Raw genomic sequence first — 19,896 nt, forward strand, 5'->3', positions numbered from 1 at the left:
CGACAATCTAAGGGAGGATTACATGACCGATCAGCCATCGATTCTACAGTTTGGAACCAGCCGTTTTCTGCTCGGGCATGTGGATTTTTTCATTTCCGAAGCCCTGGCAAAAGGCAAGGCCATCGGTACAATTGCCATTGTTCAGACCACATCCAATCCTGAAAGCGCACGCCGCATTAGCGCGCTGAACAGTGGCGAGGGCTATCCGGTCATCATTCGCGGATTGCGCGACGGCAAGCCCGTTGATGAAAAACATCAGGCAAAAAGCGTAAGTGCTGCCTATTCCGCTCACTGCGACTGGCAAGCCATACGCTCCCTTGCCACTACAGTGCAGGTCATCTTGTCCAATACGGGCGACAAAGGTTTTGAGTTGGATGCTGCTGACGATGTTTCCCTGCTGAGCGAAACCGGCGGCCTTCCTAAAAGCTTTCCCGCGAAACTGCTTGTGCTGTTGCATCATCGCTGGCAGATCAATCCAGATGCGCCTCTGTCGATTTTCCCGTGCGAGTTGATCTCGCGCAATGGCGACAAGCTGCGCTCGATTATTCTTGATCTTGCGGAAAACTGGAGCCTGCCGAAAGCTTTCACGCAATGGATTGAAAGCAACTGTGTTTTTGCCAATAGCCTCGTTGACCGCATCGTATCGGAGCCGATCGATCCGGTCGGCGCCATTGCCGAACCCTATGCAATTTGGGCCATCGAGCAAGCAGAAGGTCTGGCACTCCCTTGCACGCATCCGGACATCGTCGTGACGGACAATCTCGCGCTTTATGAGCGCCTAAAGCTCTATCTGCTTAATCTCGGCCACACTTTCATTGCCGAGCAATGGCTGAACGGTAATCGTCCGAAGGACGAAATCGTGCTGGAAGCCATGAACGACGATACAATCCGCAATGAACTTGAAGCGCTTTGGCGCGAAGAAGTCCTACCGGTCTTTGCCGCTGATGGCCTCGGCGAACAGGCTGAAGCCTATGTTATTACCGTTCGCGAGCGCTTCCTTAACCCGTTCCTCAAGCATCGCATTGCGGACATTGCTTCAAACCACGAGGAAAAGAAGCAGCGCCGGTTTGCACCGATCATCGCTCGCGCTCAGGAACTCGGTCTGAAACTAAGCCAATCTCGTCTTAATTCGGCGATGAAATAAGCAAAAATAAAACTCTGTAATCGCTTTATCGTCACGACCATGCCCGTTGTGACGGAACTGCTTCGCATAAAATAACGACGACATCCAAAAAAGATGCCGCCGCTCTTTATAAATATAAATATAAATGTAGTTAAAAATAATATTGACAGCTCTTAAATTTGTTTCCGTCCCCTTCAGAATGAGCTTATCCTAAAATGCTGGTTCTAAAAAAGATGCTGCGAAAATAGCTGCATCTATCATATCACAAACAGCGAATATTGAAGCATATAATTAGTATTTACTAAAATAATCGACATGCACATTTTTTACAAGTCAAGAAAACAACAATTAAAAATGAACAGTTTGATAATATGACGTTTCGCCTATAGCAGCATCGTCAATAATATGTAAACGGAGTGTCAACAATATTAACCTCACATTCACGTGAAAAAGTTAAATAGAATCAAAAAGTTTAAAAGCTAAATTATATAATTGTAATTTAGCTTTTATTTATAGTTTTAATTCTGTGCAACGGTGAACAACTCTTCAAACCGCGTCTTTGCGCGCACCGGAAACTTCACATCACGATAGCTTTGTGGAAGCTCCACTTCACCAACCTTAATCAGCATCACCATACCCATGCCGTAATGCGGCGAACACTTGATGCCATAGAAGCCAGCTTGATCGAAAGTCACTTCGATCTCTTCATTGATCTTGCCCTTAAATCCCGGATTACCCTCTGGAACCATCCCATCGACTGTCGCTGCGTTATGGCTCTTATGGGTCGCAATGAACTTCACTTTATCACCAGGCGCTAGCTTCAAGAAGTCCGGCTCGAAAACCATTGAACCTTTTTCACCACGGTTCATCATCTTGACTTCGAATGTCTCAGCCAAAGCTGGAAATGCAGAAGCGACCATCAACGCGGCGGCCAGAAAAAGTCGTTTGCTCATTGTCATGCCAATCATGTTTATGCGGATTGTTTAAGTTCAAGCTTCGGATGGCTCGGTGCGCGATAACGAATATGGCAGCCATCCACGCCCTCATATTCCACCTCAACCTCAACGCCAAATACCTTGCGGATACATTCGGCCCGAAGCACGTCACGCGGCGTTCCTAAAGCAACGAGCTGCCCTTTATCCATGACCGCAATGCGATCGCAGAACATCGCCGCATGGTTTAAATCATGAAGTGCCGCAACCACCGTCAACTTCTGTCGGCTGACAAGGTCAAGCAGGCCAATTTGATGGCCAATATCGAGGTGGTTCGTCGGCTCGTCCAGCAACAAGATTTGCGGCTCTTGTGCCAGCGCACGTGCAATATGCACACGCTGCCGCTCGCCACCGGAAAGCGTATGCCAATAGCGCTCTGCGAGATGCGCCATATCAACATTGGCAAGCGCACGATCTACGATCATATCGTCTTCGGAGGACCATGGAGAAAGTGCGCCGAGATAAGGAGTACGTCCAAGCTCGACTGCTTGTCGTGCAGTTATGCGATCAGTCGTACCCGCTTGCTGTTCAACCAATGCGAGCTTGCGCGCAATCTCCCGGCGATTGAGCTTATGAATAGGCATTCCGCCCAGCTTCACCTCGCCAGAACGGCTGCGGCGAACTCCAGAAAGAAGCGACAAGAAACTGGTCTTTCCGGAGCCATTTGGCCCGATGACGCCGAGAAACTCGCCTTCTTTCACATCAAGCGATACGTCGCGCAGGATTTCGACACCGCCTGCTGACCAACAAACATTATGCGTTGAAAGCATCATGATTGTGCCCTTCTCTGCCCAAGAAGAAATGCAAAAGCCGGAGCACCAAACAGAGCTGTTATGACCCCGATTGGCAGAACCTGCCCCGGAATGATGATGCGAGAGAGAATATCGGCAACAATCATAAAAATTGCGCCTATGAGGGCTGAAGCTGGCAACAATCGCCCGTGACGGACGCCAACCACCATACGTGCCGCATGAGGAATGACGAGCCCGATAAAGCCAATCGATCCCACAATGGAGACCATAACTGCCGTCATCATGGCACTAACACCGATCAATACGGCATAGACGCGACGCACAGGAATGCCAAGCGATGCAGCCGATTCCGAGCCAAACGTGAATGCGTCAAGCGCACGCGCATGCCAAAGACAGATTGCAAGCCCCACAATACAGGCTGGTAGCGCAAGCGTCACATCAGGCCAGCGCACACCTGAAAGATTGCCCAGCAGCCAGAACATAATGCCGCGTGCCTGTTCCGCATTGGCAGCCTTGGTCACGATGAATGAAGTAAGCGCGTTAAAAAGTTGCGAGCCTGCAATGCCAGCAAGGATGATTGCGCTGTTGCCCCGCCCTGCTCGAAGTGCCAGCAAAGAAACAAGCGAGAACGCAATAATCGCGCCGATGAAAGCTCCCACCGAAAGCGAAAGCATACCAGCGCCTATACCGAGGATTGCAACCGCGACAGCACCTGTCGACGCCCCGGCTGAGATACCGAGAATATAAGGGTCAGCCAGAGAATTTCGCAGAAGTGATTGCAGAACCACGCCAGATATTGCAAGAGCCGCACCGCAACAAGCCGCGACCATTGCACGGCTTAAGCGATAGCTCCAGACAATGCCTTCATCAATCGGTTCGAGCGGATAACCCGCATTCCAGACGCGGTTAGCAATAGTCTTTGCCACCACGTCGAGAGGTATAGACGTTTCGCCAATGGCAGCGCCCAGCCACAGCGCGCCGAGCAACAAGACAAGCGCGAGAATGCCGAAAAGCACTCTGCTGCTTGAGCTTCTCGCATTTAGAATTCCGGCTGTGGCTGAGCGTGTTGTCACTTGTTCAGGCCTGAAGCTGCAATGGCATCAGCCAGTGTTTCAATGCCTTCGATGGTACGGATAGTCGGGTTCATCGCCTGTGCATCCATATCGAATACATGGCCATCCTTCACCGCAGGCATGAGGCTTGCAACCGGATCAGTCTTCAGGAACTCCCGTTTCACGGCAACATCATCAGCAGGGAAACGGCGACGATCCATAGTTCCAGCGACAATTATAGTTGGATTGGCCTTGGCAATGGTTTCCCAGCCAACGGTCGGCCACTCTTCTTCACTATCAATAATATTATTGATGCCAAGTGTTTTCAGAATATAGGCTGGAGCACCGTTCTTTCCCGCAACATAAGGATCAATGTCGAGTTCTGCACTGGAGAACCAGACAACAGCCGAAAGCTTGCCATCGGCAGATGCGATCTTTTTACGTGCTGCGTCTTCACGTGCTTTCAAATCAGCAACAACTTTCGCGCCACGGTCCTGCACGTTGAAAATCTGCGCGAGCTCATCAATTTCCTGATAGACCTGATCCATGGTGAAAGCGTCATGACGCACGCCATCACCACCATCCGAATTGTCTTTTCCGATGCAATCGGCCGGAGACGTATAGACAGGAACGCCCAATTCTTCGAACTGCTCAGCCTTGGCAACAACGCCCTCTGGTCCAATCTGCCATTGGAACTGATTGGCAACGAGGTCAGGTTTTTCGGCCAGAATGCTCTCAAAGCTCGGATCATTATCCGCGAGACGCTTTACCTTGGCATTGGCTTCTTCGTAGCCCTTGAGAACAGGTCCGACCCACAAGGCCGTACCAACCATTTTATCGCCGAGACCCAGAAGATACATTATTTCTGCGCTGCTCTGACCAACGGCAACCGCCCGTTTTGGTGCATGTTTAAACGTCACGTCGCGCGCGCAGTTTTTCAACGTCAACGGATACCGCGTTTCGGCTGCTTCAGCTGCAAAACCAGTTACGAAAAGACTTGCAGCGCCAACCATTGCGCCAAACGGCAACTTGCCGATGAGTTTCATTTGAATCCCCGAAATGATGTGAGAAAAGCCGTATCAAACGGCGGATGTGATCCGGCGCGTATAGAGAACGGACATATCCGGGGATATGAATGACAAAGGTAAGCGACGTCTTGCGACGTTAAAAGCTGTCATAACCAACTCCTGCACCGGGCATCCCCGCCCGTGACAATGGACTACGTTAGACGGCAGGTCTCCTGGCTCACGAATATTCACTGTTCATCTGCCTTCCCGAGCTAAACTCAGTGGCATGACGCTTGCAGCGTCACGAGGATGAACGGCAATCCGCTTACAGTTGCGGGGGCAGCCACGGTCTCGGTCCCTTTTGGGTCGCCCTCACCGTGTTCCCTATTAATCCCCTTCGCTCTCGGTCGGGGAACCGTCGTAACTCTATTACGTTCTGATATCCGCCAGGTCAAGCAACTGGAACCATTAAATCATCTATAAAAAATTGCTTAGGCTTTATGCTAATGAACGAGCGCTTACACAGTCACACGCTAGCGAATTTTAAATCCCTTTTATAACCGCCAGGTTAGGAGCCTTTACCTTGGGAGAGGTGTAGGTTTTTGGGGAGAGCTATCAAAAAAGATAGCAGCAATCGCAAGTGCAGCATCGGCAGAAGACTAAAAAGTTTGGCACCTGCGGAACCGGGTGACGGCTGGGATAAGACCGCGCTCACCATGCGCAGCAAGTTACAGGCCGAAAAGAGTTCCGGCAGCGTTCAGGTTCTCAATGCTCCCGGTGCTGGCGGAACAATTGAGCTGGCGCAGTTCGTCAATCAAAACAAGGATGATCCAAGCCAGCTCATTGTCGGCGGCTTAGTTATGGTCGGAGCGACCTCGACCAACAATCCCCCTGTTAATCTTGACGCTATTATGCCGATTGCGCTCCTGAGCGGTGAATATGAATCCATCGTGACTACATCATCTTCCGACATTCAGAACCTTGGTGATCTGGTTACAAAGCTGACAGCCGATCCTGATTCAGTTTCACGGGGCGGCTGCTCATCAGCGCGCGGTACCGACCACATTACGGCGGGGCGTTTTGCAAAAGCTGTTGGTGTTGATCCTACAAAAGTGAACTACATCGCATTTTGCGGCGGCCGTGAAGCGCTTGCCGCAATCTTCGAAACTCAGGTGACTGTCGACATTTCCAGCGATGAGCGTATTAAAGGTATAGATTCACCGACCTTCAAGGAAGGTGGCGTTGATCTTCCTATCCAAAACTGGCTCATGGTGGGTGCAGCAACCGATATTACTGCGGAATAATAAGCGGGAATCAAAGCCAACGTTGATAAGATGGTGAAGTCTAAATCCTGGAAGAAAGCACTCAAAGATAATGGCTGGACAGACACCCATCTTGCAGGCGATACCCTCAAGGAGCAGCTTAAGAAAGACGTCACCGCGAAAGGAACCTTACCCAAGGATATAGCCTTGTAAAATTACAACCACCGAAAAAGTGGGAAAGCGCGGTTTGGACTTGCTTCGGAAAAGTGGAGAGTCATTTTTCGACTATGCGGCCGTTCATTGGAAGTGAGCCGGGCTCAAATAGTCAAGTGAAGAATGACGGCTGACGGAATTGTAGAAGCCCTCGATATATCGGGCAATAGCTATTTCTGCATCTTGCCTTCTATGAAATATCGTTCTCCAAATCAGCTCTGATTTTAACATTTTGAAGAATGTTTCCACCATCGCGTTATCGATATGGGATTCCACTTTCTCAACACTGCCTAGCACTACTTTGGCAGATTAACCAACGATTAACGATGATCGGCCATCTTTGGCCCCTTAAAAGGGGTGTGATGGATGGTGGAGCGGAATATTGCACTGGCGGATTGGTTGAAGCCGTTTGTTGAGAAGCTTGGTCACAAAAACGGCGGCCGATATGCCGGTATATGTTTTGGGCCTGATCGGACCGGGTGATCGCAAGAGTATCGAGCCGATGGCGGAACGCCTTGCGCCTGATCACTACGATCGTCTGCATCATTTCATCTCGGATGGGATTTGGGACGTCAGTCCGTTTGAGACGGAGCTGGCTGTACAGGCTGACAGAATAGTCGGAGCCTCAGACGCCTTTCGGGTGATCGACGATACGGGTCTACCGAAGAAGGGTGATCATTCGGTAGGGGGCGCCACAATATGCTTCGATGCTGGGCAAACGCGCCAATTGTTAGACGTTGGTATCGCTGACGTTAGCACGCGAGGCGGTTCCAGTTCCGGTTGGTTTGCGACTGTTCTTGCCGGAAAGCTGGACCAGTAACCAGGATCGGATGGTGAAGGCTGGCGTCCCCGAGGAGATGTGCTTATCCCCATGGTGTCGCCCCGATTTTTCCGGTTTCCGGTCACGGCAGGCCGCGCAAGCATTCGATCCCTGACACCCTGTCGAGGGCGGCCGAAGCGATCCTGGAAGGAGGTCAGTTGGCGTCGCGGAACGAAAGGTCGCCTGACAGCGCACTTTGCTGTGCTCCGCATTCGGATCGCTGATGGTAGTCCGCACCGTATCTTCGACAAGGGACAGCAACATATGCCGGGCGAAGCAGCATTAAAGCAGCTGGCAACTGCCATCAAAGCCCGATGGGTCTGCGAGCAGGCGCATCAACAAATGAAAGAAGAACTCGGCCTTGATCACTTCGAAGGCCGATCATGGCAAGGTCTGCATCGACACGCGCTGATGACAATGATCGCTTATGCCTTCCTGCAACATCAGCGCCTACACCAAGTCAAGCGGGAAAAAAGCCAAGAGGCACGGCCCGCCTAAACCGACACTGCCAGCCATACGACACGCAGTCATGAACACCCTCCCATCAACGTCAGCCCCAGACGATGTCCGCACTGCTGAATTCGCTTCAGACCGCCAAAATGTATTCTGCCAAAGTAGTGTTAGTATTCTTTTATGGCTCAACGGAAGCTGTACTGCCTTTCAGATTGACTGGGAACGCATTGCCACAGTTCAATCGTAAGACAAAACTAAAGTGTCTTTACGCCAACCTGAGAACTCCCAGCTAAAATAAGATTAATGTAACTTCATGTTTTCGTACACTTAAATCGCGATTCAAGCGAGCGCATCTGTTCCATATTGAGTGGTCTAATTGCTCTATCATTCAGCAGATAAAACAGTCGTGCTGTTTCTTCGAGTTCTTCCGTCGCATATTGCGCCTCACGCAAGTTACGACCAGAAACCACAGGACCGTGATTCGCCAGAAGCACGGCATGATGATTCTTGGCCATGTCTTTGACTGCATAAGCTAGTTTCTCATCGCCCGGAGCAAAATAGGGAACCAGTGGCAAGCGCCCTACCCGCATCACATAATAAGCGGTCAATGGTGGCAGCACATTTTCTGGATCAACATCAGCCATAATGCTGGCTGCAACTGCATAAGTCGAATGCAAGTGCACAACAGCTCCTGCAGACTGACGCTCGCAATACATACAAGAATGCAAAAATGCTTCCTTGGTCGGTCGGTCACCGCTTATCAAAGTGCCGTCAGCAGTGCACCGCGAAAGCCTTGCAGGATCGAGAGTGCCGAGCGAGCAATCAGTCGGTGTCATCAGCATCGTACCATCGCTCAGCCGTGCACTGATATTGCCTGTAGAGCCAAATGTCAGACCGCGATCAAAGATCGACTTTCCGACGGCGCACATTTCATCTCGCAAACGGGTTTCTTCCGACATTATTGCGATCACGCCATCATCTCCCAGGCTTTGATGAAAAATTCATCCGAGCCAAAATTACCCGATTTAAGAGCAAGCCTCACCGGCCCTTCGCCTGCGGATGTCACAAGCGGCACACCGGGATCAATCTCCCGGCCAATCCAGAAAGCCTCAGCCCCCAGCGCTTGAACCACGGCACCGGACGTCTCACCGCCAGCAATGATAAAGCGATTATATCCCTGCTTAGAAAGACCAGCTGCAACCTCGCCAAGAAGTTTCTCAACGACGAGACCTACAGTTTCCCGGCCAAGTTCTTCTTGTGCCAGTGCAACGATATCAGGCTCGGCAGACGAGTAAACGAGTGGAGGCAATAGGCTATCACGATGTGATCTGACGAAAGCAATCACGTCGCCGGGTGTGGTTTTTCCGCCGGCAATATCCAATGCATTCAACTGCATTGATGGGACACCATGAACCTTCGCCGTCTCAATCTGTCGCCGGGTTGCAGCGGAACACGAGCCAGCTAATATGACGCCGCCGCCAATAGCAATCGGTGTTTCTGAGCGACCACCAGTCTCACGTAGCAGCCCTGACATACGAAAATTTTCGGGCAAGCCCTGAGCGACCGCAGAACCGCCTGTAACCAGCTTCAAATCACGCACCGCACGCCCGATAGCGCGCAAATTCATATCATCAATCGCATCCACGATTGCGATCCCATTCAACTCGGCCAGCACATCCGCAATAGTATCTGCTCCTGACGCCACCACCTGATGGGCAACCAGACTAACCTCATTTGCAGATTGTCGTTGCAGAACACGGACGAGGTTAGGATCGCACATCGGCGTAAGCGGATGGTCGCGCAGCGGACTTTCCGACAGCAGTTGGTTACCAACAAACAAGTGGCCCTGAAAAACTGTGCGCCCATTGGCCGGAAAGGCGGGACAAGCGATCGTTCGGCTCTCGCCAACAAGTTTCAGCAGTGCATCCGTAACAGGGCCGATATTGCCCTTATCGGTTGAATCAAAGGTCGAACAGTATTTGAAGAAGAGCTGTTTTGCACCTGCTTCAAGCAGCAGTTTTGCTGCACCAATCGATTGTTTAATCGCCGCCTCTGGCTCGATTGTACGGGACTTAAGTGCAATGATCACTGCATCAGCATCACCAAACTGCGATGTATCTTTGGGCAGACCATTGACCTGCACAACATTCATTCCTTCACGTGATAGAATAAGGGCAAGATCAGTCGCACCGGTCAGATCATCGGCAATAGCGCCAAGAAGCATAGTCATCTCCTACTGCATATCGGAGGCGCGGCTCAATAGAGCCAACGCGCAGGAACGATAACAATTTGCGGGAACAGCCATAACAGAACCAGAACAGCAAACTGTGCGACAATGAAAGGGATAGCACCACGCACAACATCCATATAGCGAACTTTTGCGACTGCGCAGGCCACGTTTAAAACAGCGCCCACTGGTGGTGTAATCAGGCTTATTGCAGCCGTCATGATGAACATCACACCAAAATAAACAGGGTCAACGCCCGCCTGCTTGGCGATTGGCAGAAGCACTGGAGTCATGATCAGAATGGTTGGAATGAAATCCAGCGCTGTACCGATCACGATCAACAGCAGCAGCATAACAGCCATCAGAAGCAACGGACTTTCACGCAGTGGACCAAGCCAGCCAACAATTTCGGCTGGAATGTTTGCAATCGCGATCATATAGGCTGTGATGGAAGCGGCTGCGACCAGAAGCATTACGGCTGATGTCGTCAGCACTGCACTCACAAAGCAATGATAAAGCTTGGCTAGTGAAATTTCGCGATAGACAAAGCACCCGATGAACAGAGCATAGACGCAAGCGACAACGCCAGCTTCTGTGGGAGTGAATATTCCGGCCTTCAGTCCGCCAATAATGATAACGGGTAGCATGAACGCAAAGCCTGCATCCATTGCTGCTTTACCAACATCTTTCCAGCTCGAACGAGGCAGAACAGCGGTATTTTCCTTACGGCTTAGCAACCACCAGGCCACAGCAAGCGAGAGCGCCATTAACAGCCCTGGCACAATACCAGCCATAAACAATCGTGTTATCGAGACGCCACCGGCAACGCCAAACACGATATATCCGATTGAAGGCGGCAAGACGGGCGCGATGATACCGCCTGCGCTGATAAGACCAGCGGAACGGCCTAGGTTATAGCCAGCATCGCGCATAATCGGGATCAGCATACCTGCCAGCACTGCAGTATCCGCAATCGCCGATCCAGAAAGACTTGCAAGCAGAAGTGCCGTCACAATAGCAACATAGCCCAAACCACCTTTGAGATGCCCAACGAGCGTCAATCCGAAATTGACCAAACGGCGCGACAAACCGCCAACATTCATCGCCTCGCCAGCGAGCAGGAAGAAAGGAATAGCCAGTAGCGGAAAACTATCCGCGCCATTGGTCATTTGCAGCGCAATCAGCTGCCAATCGAGCATTCCAAGCCACCACATCATGGCAATGCCGCTGAGGATCAGGCCAAAGGCGATGGGGGTTCCGATAAGAAGTGCTGCAATAAGCACAACGATAAAAACAACAAGCGTGGTCATTTTAAGCGATCCTCACTGTGCTGATTTTTAGCAAATGTGAAAAGCGCACAAATCAGATCAATGAATGCGACAACCGCGATCATTACACCTGCTATCAGCGGGGCCGCGTAGACCACACCCATCGGAATACCTGAAATAGGCGCTTTGTTGGCCATATTGGTGATCGTCTGATCATATGCGCCAGCAACCAGAAAGCAGCAGCAGGCGATGATAATTATATTTGTGAGCGCGCGGCAAATGATAGCGGAGGTGCCGGTTAAACGCGCTGTCAGGATATCCACACCGAGATGTTCATGGCGGCGTGCGACGACCACCGCACCAACAAATGAAATCCACACAAACATCATACGGGACACTTCATCGGTGATCGTAATGCCGGTATCAAACCCATAACGCATGACGACGTTCGCGAAAACCAATGCCACCATTGTGGCCAGGATCAGAGCAAGAAAGGCTTCAAGCGCCTTAAATCCCCAATCTGATATCTGTTGCAAGAAACTCACAGTCGGATCTCCCCCTCGATTGCGAAGACCCGCGCCGGTGCGCCATCGGCATTAACGACTTTAAGCGGAGCGGCGGAAAGCAGAAATCGTTTGCTGGTGAGAGCCGCTGTGTTGACGACATATTCAATTAGCGTAACACCTGCACGCAATAACACATCATGTGTGACATGCTCTTCGTCAGGAACACGAACACCGTCGAGAAGAAGGCGGATTGGGTAGTCTTGCGGGAAATCAACGGCAAGCGCGCTTGGCTTTAGTTCCAGAAGATATTCTGATGCCTCACGCGTCAGCCACGGCGCTTCTGTCCAGAATTCGCGGGTCTTATAATCACGGCGCTGATCCCACTGCGTTGAAAGCAGCAATATATCGCCTTCCTTACCACCCGGATTTGTAGAAGCCAGTTGTTCTGCGGTGATCGCACTATTCTCTGGCACGTGAGACAAATCGAACAGGCGACACGCACCGACGACATTTTCAAGCTGTGTCGCCTCAATCGTGGGCGCACCGGCGATGAAGTGCGCCTGCGCATCGACATGGGTGAAACCATGGCACGTGGTTGCCAGCGACGTCACGCGGAACTGATCCCCGCCCGACTTATCACCCTTTACGTGCACCTGTGGGTTCCATCGAAAATGATCGGATATAGGCATGCTGAGATCAACGATGCGCATCTGGCTTTCCTGCTCAAGTATTTCACATTCAGATGCGTCAAATCTGAATGGCATGACACTGCGACGAACTAAAAATAAGGTATGATGGGCGCAGATTTTTGTGATCTGCACCGCAGTGATAGGATGAATTAATGTCAGCCGAGTGCTGCTATGCGATCTGGCAATTCTGCGCCAAACTGGGTAGCAAAGGCTTCTCGTACTTTGTCGGCCACAACAGCGCGCAGCGCTTCACGATCCGGCGTTTCGACAACTTCCATCCCTTCGGATTTAAGTGTCTCCAAGCTGGAAATCTCACGCTCAGCGTTCATCTGGCGTTGCTTGACAGCTGCTTCACGCGCAACCGCTACCAAGGCCTCCCGCAATGCCGGGTCCATTGCATCAAGCTTCGTCTTGTTCGTAACCAATGGCGATGTGGTAAACGCGTGCTGGGTGAGCGAAAGGTAACGCTGCACTTCGTTGAACTTCGAATTGAGGATCAGTGTGGTGGGGTTTTCCTGACCATCAATCGAGCGCATTTCAAGCGCTGTGAACAACTCAGTGAAAGCCATAGGTGTTGGAACGGCTCCAAGCAGTTCAAATGCTCTGATATGTGCCGGGTTCGGTGTGGTCCGGATTTTAAGGCCTTTCAGGTCGTCAACACCATGAACAGGACGACGGCTGTTGGTGACATTGCGCCAGCCAGTCTCCCATGTTGCCAGCGCAACAATGCCTGACGGCTCAAGCTCCGCACGCAACTCATCACCAATTTCTCCGTCCAAAACCGCTGCAACATGGTTACGATCTTTGAACAGGAATGGCAGATCAAGCACATTGAGCTTTGGCGCAAGCCCGGTAAAAAATGGATTCCCTGTCACCATAATATCAATCGTGCCACCGCGCACCGCATTGATCATGGTGGAATCATTACCAAGGATTCCGTTGGCAAAGACCTGAACACCAAGCGCGCCATCTGTGCGCTCACGAAGCGCTTCATTCATCCACAAGCCAGCATCTTGCCAGCTATCGGTATCCGGGTGTGGATGCGCCAGCTTTAACACCTGTGTTGACTGCGCTCGACCAATTGCCGGTGCGGCCAAAAGAGCTGCACCCGAAGCCATGACGCCCATGAAACGGCGACGATTAATGTTCATGATCATGTTTTCCTCCCAGATGATCTTTGTTATGTGCGCGGCTTGTCAGCCCCGAAAAAGAATGCGTCTTGCCAAAGACGAAGTTGCCAAAGAGCACTTGTCTCAGGAATTTCGAGGTCAGCGATCGTAATGGCCTTCCCGGCCTTGACCGAACGCTTAAGCGTCTTGTTCGCAGCCAGATAAAAAGGCGCAGGCGCTTCGCCAGTCAAAGGACGTGCTGGCAAAATAGCCGAGGACACCCCAGTTACCGAATGGTGATGACCACCCATTTCGAGGACATGCCCAGCTTCCAGATCAATATCAGCAATTGCAACCAAATCGACATGATGCGCTGGGATAATTGCGCCTGACGAAAGGCCTTTCATGCCTGCTTCAAGAACAGAAGTTGCAGCTTCCAAACCAAGCAGATGACGCGGGATGTAAACCATCGCGCATTTCAGGTCACGGCTGACGACATGACCTTTTTCTTCAAGCATTTTCCACGTTGCAATATCGTCACAACGAATAATCACAAAAACGCCGCCCGCGAAACTGACCTCACCCGGATTTCGCAGGCAATGAAAGACATCAAGAGTGCCAGTTTCTTCGAGAATTCCGCCCTCCGATTTTGAGCAGAACACCGAAGGGACTTCGCCAATACGTGCAATGGGGGCATGAAGCGCGGGCGCATCAACACTCAGTCCAAGCGCATTTGCAACGACACTCAATTCGCACAGATCAGGGACAGCGCGTTGCGGCAAATCAGAAGCAGCCAATGCACGACCAGCCATAACATCCTGCATGCTACGATCAGCAGACTGCGAAAATTGCCCAAAATCTGGCGCATCAACAGTCACGCCATTGCTTGTGAGCTTACCCGTCTCAGCGTCAAAAACGAAGTCATACTCGCTGGATTTTCCAGCTGCAATAATCTCAAATCCTAGCAACTGCGCCCAAGTAATCAGTCCAATGAGCAAGCTCGGCTGATCGCCGTCAACTGGCGTCACTATCAACCGCTTTTCTCGCGCCATGGCAGCGAGGCCCGGTCCTATGACGCTATCAACCTCTTTCGAGACAAGTGCTACGTGATGACCGGCTTCAATAGCCAAACGCGCATGACGTGCACCGGCCTCTGGATGGCCAGTCGCTTCAACAACAACGTCGAACGGAAGATCTGCAACAAGCGCAAAATCAGCAACAGCGATATACTTGCCAGCATCCCATGCGGAGCGCGCCGCCTCAACGGTATCACAAACGCAAACACTATCAGCAGCCACACCAGTTTCAATAATTGCTTTCGCAGCAGCCGTAGCAGAAATATCAACGGCTACACGCGCACGCATCAGAGGCACTCGCAACCCTTGCGCCAGAAAGCTGCGGCCAAATCCTCCCGTACCGAGTATGCAGGTCTCGATGGGGCGGTGGCTGGCATCGAAATAGGCGTGATAATTCATCCGGACTACATCTTTCGCAATCATTCTCAATCGCGTCGCCATCAACTTTGTATGCAATAACTGCAAACAACAGTCTAACTGCGACACGTCACACGAGACATCATCATTCTGTATGCAATTTGACCAGATCAGACAGATAAAACTGCCAAAACAATCGATCTCCTCACCATTTCCGGATTAATTGCATGCAAAATAATATGTGTCAACACTGTTGCAGGCGCATTTCATAGCATTTAAGATGGATTGCATGCAAAAGAGGTTGTGATGGATTCTTTAGAGAATGATGATTTATGGCCACGCGGACAGCGTTCGACCTTCGTAACCCAACATATCCGGGATATGATTGTTTCAGGCGAGCTACCAGGGGGCGAGAGAATTAACGAACGAATTCTCACTGAGCGTCTTGGCGTATCGCGCACACCCTTGCGAGAAGCTTTCAAAATCCTTGAAGGCGAAGGATTAATTGCAATTTCTCCAAATCGCGGCGCAACAGTTGTCAGCCTTTCACCTTCAGATGTAGAGGCGGCGATAGATGTATTGATAGGACTCGAGAGTGTTGCTGCTGAGCGGGCCTGCGAAAAAGCCAGCCGCGCAATGATCAAGCATATCGAAGAGTTGCACCAGAAAATGGTCGCGAGCTTTCGCGCTCAGGAACTGATGGAATATTTCCATATCAATCAGACCATTCATCAAGAAATCGTCGATTGCGCGCAAAACGCGACGCTATCGCGTGTCTACGCAGCCGAAAGCGCCAGAATCCGACGTTATCGTTATGCGGGTAATAGAAGGCCAGAGCGCTGGGAGCGCGCTGTATTTGAACACGAACAAATATTGGATGCACTTAAGCAACGCGAAGGACCGCTACTGCGCGAGGTCTTGCGCTCTCATCACCTCAAAGGTTGGTCGGTTACCAGAAGTGTGCTCGAAAGCTAAATTTCGACTTCATGAATGAAACGCTCATGAACAGGGAATGATAGGGTAATAGATCACAAACCAATTGCAGGGACCCGCTAATTTGGGTCGTTTCAGCGAATTTAAGCAAGAATACAAGTGGGTGTTTGAGCCGCCAGAAGCTGCTTGCTCGATACGACCAAGCGGCTTGTGGAAGATCGGCGTGGCCTTCTCTTTGCCTGATAGGTGACCATCATGTTCGGGCCGCGAATTCGCGCGGTGGCCCGTGGGTTGATGCCGGCCCTATGTCGAGCAAGGCTCCGAAGCGCGTTGTATCCGCAACCTGGCCACGGTTAGATGGAAAACGACAGTATCACTCGAAATTGCTCGCTATGGGATAAAGTTTGGACTTGAATCCACCGCGCGGGCGACCCATCGGTCTACCATTGCCCTCCGTGTTTTGCGGCAGCCACCGAGGCGTGAGCGCCGACAACAGTGGTATCGCAATCAGGAGAAGGCCGCGTTACTCGGTCTACTGCCAATGGCGACATTTTGATGTTTTGCCGATGCCAGGATTGAAGCTGTTAGTCGGATCAAGTGAGCGATAAAAATTCTTTAACGCGGGTTTAGCATCGTAAAGATGCCCGACATTATGCTCGGCTGGATATTCTGCGCCGCGTGCATCCAGAAGAGCACATATATCGTGTTCGAATGCTTCGCAGTGAGTTCCCTTTTTAACGAGATATTCCTGATGCATTACATGGCAAAAGAAATGTCCTACATAGATTTTCAGGGCAATTTGATTATCTAGAGAATCTGGAAGAGTTTCGAACCAGTCAATCGTGTCGCGAGGCAGCGCAACGTCAAGTGCAACGATATCTTCAACAGTACGCGAATGAACAGCGCGATAACGCACAACAGCACTCCCAACGGTAAAGCGGTTGAGAAACGCTGCACTGCCTTCTTCATTGCTGCACTCAATGAAGCTACCGCTCGCACTCGGAAAAATAGTGGCGAGATAATCGCGCATCTCAGTGATGCATGCATCACCAGTGCGGATCATCAGGTGATGAGGATAACGATTTCTATAATCCACCAGCCGTGCCGGCATATGCTCAGGCAAAAGGCGGCTGACGAATTGAAGGAGCTTATCTGAAACTGATTTGCCTAACCCCAGCTTTTCTGTCACGCCGTCGAACCAGCTTTTTGCCTTAAAGGCACGTGGAACGTTCAGAGTGCCAAAGGTACGGATGAAAAGATAAAGATCTTTGCCCCATATCTGTGCAGCGCGGAAAGCATCGGTATGCATATACTCACCGGCGATCGGCAAGTTTTTAAAATTCGCCAAAATATGACGGCGAATGGTTTGGAGTTCAGCAGGATCGTGAGATCCAATGTAAAATACCTTTTCCTCTTTTGCAGTCGGGAATGTGTCCAGCCGGAGTGCAAATATGCCAATCTTGCCAGCGGAACCTGAGGCTTCGTAATGTCGACGAGGATCCGCGTTGAAGCGGGCTGGTGTTTTTGCCGCAATATCCCGAACATGTTCCTTGTACTCGATATCTGAGGCCTGTGCACTTTGCGGAAAATCAATATCGTCGTCGGAATATTGCCCGGCATCCAGACGGGAAAGTATCTCTTTAGGATTACTACCGAGACGAATTCCTAAATGATTAACAAGATGTAGTTTGCCATTCGCATCGACCTGCGCAAAGAGAGCCAGCTGAGTGTAAGCTGGACCGCGCTGAACGAGAGACCCACCAGAATTGTTGCAGATGCCTCCAGTTACAGAAGCGCCAATGCAGCTTGAACCGATAACCGAGTGCGGCTCGCGGCCAAGCGGTTTGAGGCGTCTTTCGAGCTGGTCAAGTGTTGCACCCGGCATGCTCAGAATTTGTCTGCCGTGGTCTATAAGGTCAATTCTCCTATTACGAAGGGTGGAGACTATGACGATGGGGCGATCATAGCCGTCACCAAACGGCGTGGAGCCCCCGGTTAGACCAGTATTGGCTGCCTGGAAGATGATCGCCACATCTGCTGCCACACATGCTTCAAGCACACGCCACTGTTCAACAAGCGTCCCTGGCTCGACGGCAGCCAGAACCGTGCCGTCGCCATAACGGTAGCCTTTACGAAAACGACGGGTAGAGCTGTCGCTGATATGAAGATAACGACGGCCAACGATTTCGCGCAGATTCTTAATAAGCGTTTGGGTCATAGCCGCTCAAACCTCGTCAAATAATTGCATCATGCCCACCCCTGACTTGGGGCAGGCAAGTTTCGTTGAAAGCTTGGCGCGCTAGCGACCCATCAGGCCAGGCAATGTCATGCTGATTGCTGGCACAAAGGACACAATCATCAGGCAAACAATGATGACCAACACAAATACGATCAGCGGTCTGAGCATTGCAGTGACCGAGCATCCTGCGATTTGTGCAGCAGCAAACAGGTTGACTCCGAGCGGCGGCGTTATCATTCCGAGTGCCAAGTTTATCACCATTACGGTTCCAAAATGCACTGGCTCAATGCCCACACGAACCGCAGCTTCTTGCAGAATTGGAGCCAGAACAATAATACTTGCACCAGTCTCAATAAACATGCCGACGGTAAAGAGCATCGCGTTGATTGCCAGCATCAATGATACGGGACCGTCGAAGGTGCTGGTAAGCCAAACTGCTGCTGCATCAGGAACACCCTGTCTGTTCAGAAGATAGCCCATCAACGTTGCAACGCCGATAATGAACATAATTACGGCAGAGGTGATAACCGTCTTGCGAAAGGCATTCGCAACATCTGTCAAGTTCATTTCACGATGCAAAAATAGCCCCACCAACAAGGCGTAAATAACCGCTATAACACTGGCTTCGGTTGGGGTTGTGATGCCGCCATAAATGCCTCCCATGATGAAGATTGGCATAAGCAATGCCCATATGGCACGACGCGTTGCAATGAGACGTGGCTGGCGACCTTCTCCATCGCGTTTACCCCACCCCTTGATGCGGCACCAGATAATTGCTGTTAACAACAGTGCGCCTGCGATCATGAAACCAGGCAATACACCAGCAAGGAACAACTCCGGTATCGAAGTCTGGGTAGCAACGCCATATAGGATCATCGGGATGGATGGCGGGAAGATCACGCCAAGTTCTGCGGACGCAGCCATAAGGGCTGCTGCAAAGCCTACCGGATAGCCATAATTGCGCATAGCGGGAATAAGAACAGCGCCAACTGCAAATGTTGTGGCAACGCTTGAACCCGAAATCGCGGAGAACAGCATACATGTCAATACGCACGTCGCTGCAAGTCCACCCTGAACCTGCCCGACAAAAGAACGTGCGAATTCGACCAGCCGACGCGAAAGCCCCCCGACTTCCATGAGGTTACCCGCAAGGATGAAAAAAGGGATGGCGGCAAGTGGAAACTTGTCGAGCGCTATGAATATCTGCTGGGGAATGATGATCGATGGCAAGCTGGTGAAGCCAATAAGCCCGATCATTGAGGCAAGACCTACGGAAATAGCGACGGGCACCGAGATGGCAAACAAAACCATCATGGCAGTAATCATTGCAGCGGTCATCCTGCGTTCTCCCTGCCCAAATCAATGAAGTGAACGATTGCTCCGAGCGCGGCGAAAACCGATCCAACCGGAATTGCGGCATAGCCCCATGCAATTGAGATATCGAGCCCAGCCATTTCCTGAAAGCGAACGCGCTGGGTCATGGCGAGACCAAACCAGAAAAGGGTCCCGAACATGATCAGGCATGAGATAAGTGTTGTTGCCTCAATGGAACGACGAATCCGGCCCGATGTGCTTTCTCGCGCCAGATCAATAGCAATGAAGGCACCTCTACGAAGTGCCGTAGAGATTCCCAGAAGTACCATCCAAACCAGACAAAGCCGCGTTAGTGCCTCAGACCATGTAGACGGTGAGTGAAAAACGAAGCGCCCCATCACCTGCCAGAAGCTTGATGCCACCGCAAGAGCGAGCGCTAGAGAGGCGGCCGCAGCCACCCCCATCGCTAAAGCCGCGTCCATTTGACGGACGAATCTGGACATT

General features: G+C 51.2%; 16 protein-coding genes, 3 pseudogenes and 1 riboswitch. Of the genes and pseudogenes, 4 read left to right on the plus strand and 15 right to left on the minus strand.

The window, feature by feature from the left end:
* Nucleotides 1-22 precede the first annotated feature (22 nt).
* Nucleotides 23-1,144: a mannitol dehydrogenase family protein gene (locus U2P60_RS05775; protein ID WP_413571751.1), complete on the plus strand. Its 1,122-nt coding sequence runs from the start codon at nt 23-25 to the stop codon at nt 1,142-1,144.
* A 497-nt stretch (nt 1,145-1,641) separates the two neighbouring features.
* Here the strand turns inward: U2P60_RS05775 and U2P60_RS05780 are convergent, their stop codons facing one another.
* From U2P60_RS05780 to U2P60_RS05795, 4 genes are read right to left on the minus strand one after another with little or no spacing between them, the layout of a single operon-like run.
* Nucleotides 1,642-2,082: a pseudoazurin gene (locus U2P60_RS05780; RefSeq protein ID WP_413571752.1), complete on the minus strand. Its 441-nt coding sequence runs from the start codon at nt 2,080-2,082 to the stop codon at nt 1,642-1,644.
* Nucleotides 2,083-2,093: 11 nt separating this feature from the next.
* Nucleotides 2,094-2,888 carry an ABC transporter ATP-binding protein gene (locus tag U2P60_RS05785; protein WP_413571754.1) on the minus strand — a complete coding sequence of 265 codons (795 nt, stop codon included), beginning with the start codon at nt 2,886-2,888 and terminating at the stop codon, nt 2,094-2,096.
* Nucleotides 2,885-3,913 (minus strand): FecCD family ABC transporter permease, encoded by a 1,029-nt coding sequence (locus U2P60_RS05790; RefSeq protein WP_413572004.1) that lies wholly within the window; start codon nt 3,911-3,913, stop codon nt 2,885-2,887. Before U2P60_RS05790 ends, U2P60_RS05785 begins: the two co-directional genes overlap by 4 nt.
* A gap of 23 nt (nt 3,914-3,936) precedes the next feature.
* Nucleotides 3,937-4,965, minus strand: coding sequence for an ABC transporter substrate-binding protein (locus U2P60_RS05795; RefSeq protein WP_413571755.1), 1,029 nt, complete (start codon nt 4,963-4,965; stop codon nt 3,937-3,939).
* Nucleotides 4,966-5,131: 166 nt separating this feature from the next.
* A riboswitch (cobalamin riboswitch) is annotated at nt 5,132-5,361 on the minus strand.
* Between the two features lie 189 nt (nt 5,362-5,550).
* On the opposite strand from U2P60_RS05795, the pseudogene U2P60_RS05800 reads away from it, so the two are divergent.
* Nucleotides 5,551-6,401, plus strand: a pseudogene (locus tag U2P60_RS05800) (Bug family tripartite tricarboxylate transporter substrate binding protein).
* Nucleotides 6,402-6,485: 84 nt separating this feature from the next.
* Here U2P60_RS05800 and U2P60_RS05805 read toward each other — a convergent pair.
* A pseudogene (locus U2P60_RS05805) lies at nt 6,486-6,662 on the minus strand (IS3 family transposase); the annotation flags it as partial.
* Nucleotides 6,663-6,767: 105 nt separating this feature from the next.
* Between U2P60_RS05805 and U2P60_RS05810 the strand changes: the two are divergent.
* Nucleotides 6,768-7,719 (plus strand): annotated as a pseudogene (locus tag U2P60_RS05810) (IS701 family transposase).
* Nucleotides 7,720-7,985: 266 nt separating this feature from the next.
* Here U2P60_RS05810 and otnC read toward each other — a convergent pair.
* From otnC to U2P60_RS05845, 7 genes are all read right to left on the minus strand, one after another.
* Nucleotides 7,986-8,633 (minus strand): 3-oxo-tetronate 4-phosphate decarboxylase, encoded by a 648-nt coding sequence (gene otnC / locus U2P60_RS05815; protein ID WP_413572005.1) that lies wholly within the window; start codon nt 8,631-8,633, stop codon nt 7,986-7,988.
* Between the two features lie 8 nt (nt 8,634-8,641).
* Nucleotides 8,642-9,898: a 3-oxo-tetronate kinase gene (otnK, locus tag U2P60_RS05820; RefSeq protein ID WP_413571756.1), complete on the minus strand. Its 1,257-nt coding sequence runs from the start codon at nt 9,896-9,898 to the stop codon at nt 8,642-8,644.
* Between the two features lie 32 nt (nt 9,899-9,930).
* A complete protein-coding gene (locus U2P60_RS05825; RefSeq protein WP_413571757.1) occupies nt 9,931-11,211 on the minus strand; it encodes a TRAP transporter large permease in 1,281 nt (426 codons plus the stop codon).
* A complete protein-coding gene (locus U2P60_RS05830) occupies nt 11,208-11,714 on the minus strand; it encodes a TRAP transporter small permease (protein WP_413571758.1) in 507 nt (168 codons plus the stop codon). Before U2P60_RS05830 ends, U2P60_RS05825 begins: the two co-directional genes overlap by 4 nt.
* Nucleotides 11,711-12,385, minus strand: a complete 675-nt coding sequence (locus tag U2P60_RS05835; protein WP_413571760.1) for a cyclase family protein — start codon at nt 12,383-12,385, stop codon at nt 11,711-11,713. The genes U2P60_RS05830 and U2P60_RS05835 overlap by 4 nt, the downstream gene beginning before the upstream one ends.
* Before the next feature lie 134 nt (nt 12,386-12,519).
* Entirely contained in the window at nt 12,520-13,521 is a 1,002-nt protein-coding gene (locus U2P60_RS05840) for a TRAP transporter substrate-binding protein (RefSeq protein WP_313829701.1), read from the minus strand.
* Nucleotides 13,522-13,544: 23 nt separating this feature from the next.
* Nucleotides 13,545-14,948, minus strand: a complete 1,404-nt coding sequence (locus tag U2P60_RS05845; protein WP_413571761.1) for an NAD(P)H-dependent oxidoreductase — start codon at nt 14,946-14,948, stop codon at nt 13,545-13,547.
* A 264-nt stretch (nt 14,949-15,212) separates the two neighbouring features.
* On the opposite strand from U2P60_RS05845, the gene U2P60_RS05850 reads away from it, so the two are divergent.
* Entirely contained in the window at nt 15,213-15,881 is a 669-nt protein-coding gene (locus tag U2P60_RS05850) for a GntR family transcriptional regulator (protein ID WP_413571762.1), read from the plus strand.
* Between the two features lie 490 nt (nt 15,882-16,371).
* On the opposite strand, the gene dld is transcribed toward U2P60_RS05850, so the two are convergent.
* The 3 genes from dld to U2P60_RS05865 form a co-directional block, all read right to left on the minus strand.
* The gene (dld, locus tag U2P60_RS05855; protein ID WP_413571763.1) at nt 16,372-18,057 is read right to left on the minus strand and encodes a D-lactate dehydrogenase; all 1,686 of its coding nucleotides are present in this window, start codon (nt 18,055-18,057) and stop codon (nt 16,372-16,374) included.
* A gap of 81 nt (nt 18,058-18,138) precedes the next feature.
* Nucleotides 18,139-19,416, minus strand: a complete 1,278-nt coding sequence (locus tag U2P60_RS05860; protein WP_313829705.1) for a TRAP transporter large permease — start codon at nt 19,414-19,416, stop codon at nt 18,139-18,141.
* Nucleotides 19,413-19,895 carry a TRAP transporter small permease gene (locus tag U2P60_RS05865; RefSeq protein WP_313829706.1) on the minus strand — a complete coding sequence of 161 codons (483 nt, stop codon included), beginning with the start codon at nt 19,893-19,895 and terminating at the stop codon, nt 19,413-19,415. The genes U2P60_RS05860 and U2P60_RS05865 overlap by 4 nt, the downstream gene beginning before the upstream one ends.
* Between the last annotated feature and the right edge of the window lies 1 nt (nt 19,896).

The sequence above is a fragment of the Brucella sp. H1_1004 genome (assembly GCF_047308065.1).
In the GTDB taxonomy this organism is placed as follows: domain Bacteria; phylum Pseudomonadota; class Alphaproteobacteria; order Rhizobiales; family Rhizobiaceae; genus Brucella; species Brucella pseudogrignonensis_B.

Bases quoted from the DNA above. Each gene is read 5' to 3' on its own strand.
- U2P60_RS05840 (WP_313829701.1), bottom strand. From the start codon at position 13,521: ATGATCATGAACATTAATCGTCGCCGTTTCATGGGCGTCATGGCTTCG.
- otnK (WP_413571756.1), bottom strand. From the start codon at position 9,898: ATGCTTCTTGGCGCTATTGCCGATGATCTGACCGGTGCGACTGATCTT.
- otnC (WP_413572005.1), bottom strand. From the start codon at position 8,633: ATGTCGGAAGAAACCCGTTTGCGAGATGAAATGTGCGCCGTCGGAAAG.
- U2P60_RS05845 (WP_413571761.1), bottom strand. From the start codon at position 14,948: ATGAATTATCACGCCTATTTCGATGCCAGCCACCGCCCCATCGAGACC.
- U2P60_RS05860 (WP_313829705.1), bottom strand. From the start codon at position 19,416: ATGACCGCTGCAATGATTACTGCCATGATGGTTTTGTTTGCCATCTCG.
- U2P60_RS05780 (WP_413571752.1), bottom strand. From the start codon at position 2,082: ATGACAATGAGCAAACGACTTTTTCTGGCCGCCGCGTTGATGGTCGCT.
- U2P60_RS05795 (WP_413571755.1), bottom strand. From the start codon at position 4,965: ATGAAACTCATCGGCAAGTTGCCGTTTGGCGCAATGGTTGGCGCTGCA.
- U2P60_RS05825 (WP_413571757.1), bottom strand. From the start codon at position 11,211: ATGACCACGCTTGTTGTTTTTATCGTTGTGCTTATTGCAGCACTTCTT.
- U2P60_RS05850 (WP_413571762.1), top strand. From the start codon at position 15,213: ATGGATTCTTTAGAGAATGATGATTTATGGCCACGCGGACAGCGTTCG.
- U2P60_RS05775 (WP_413571751.1), top strand. From the start codon at position 23: ATGACCGATCAGCCATCGATTCTACAGTTTGGAACCAGCCGTTTTCTG.
- U2P60_RS05835 (WP_413571760.1), bottom strand. From the start codon at position 12,385: ATGCGCATCGTTGATCTCAGCATGCCTATATCCGATCATTTTCGATGG.
- U2P60_RS05865 (WP_313829706.1), bottom strand. From the start codon at position 19,895: ATGTCCAGATTCGTCCGTCAAATGGACGCGGCTTTAGCGATGGGGGTG.
- dld (WP_413571763.1), bottom strand. From the start codon at position 18,057: ATGACCCAAACGCTTATTAAGAATCTGCGCGAAATCGTTGGCCGTCGT.
- U2P60_RS05785 (WP_413571754.1), bottom strand. From the start codon at position 2,888: ATGATGCTTTCAACGCATAATGTTTGTTGGTCAGCAGGCGGTGTCGAA.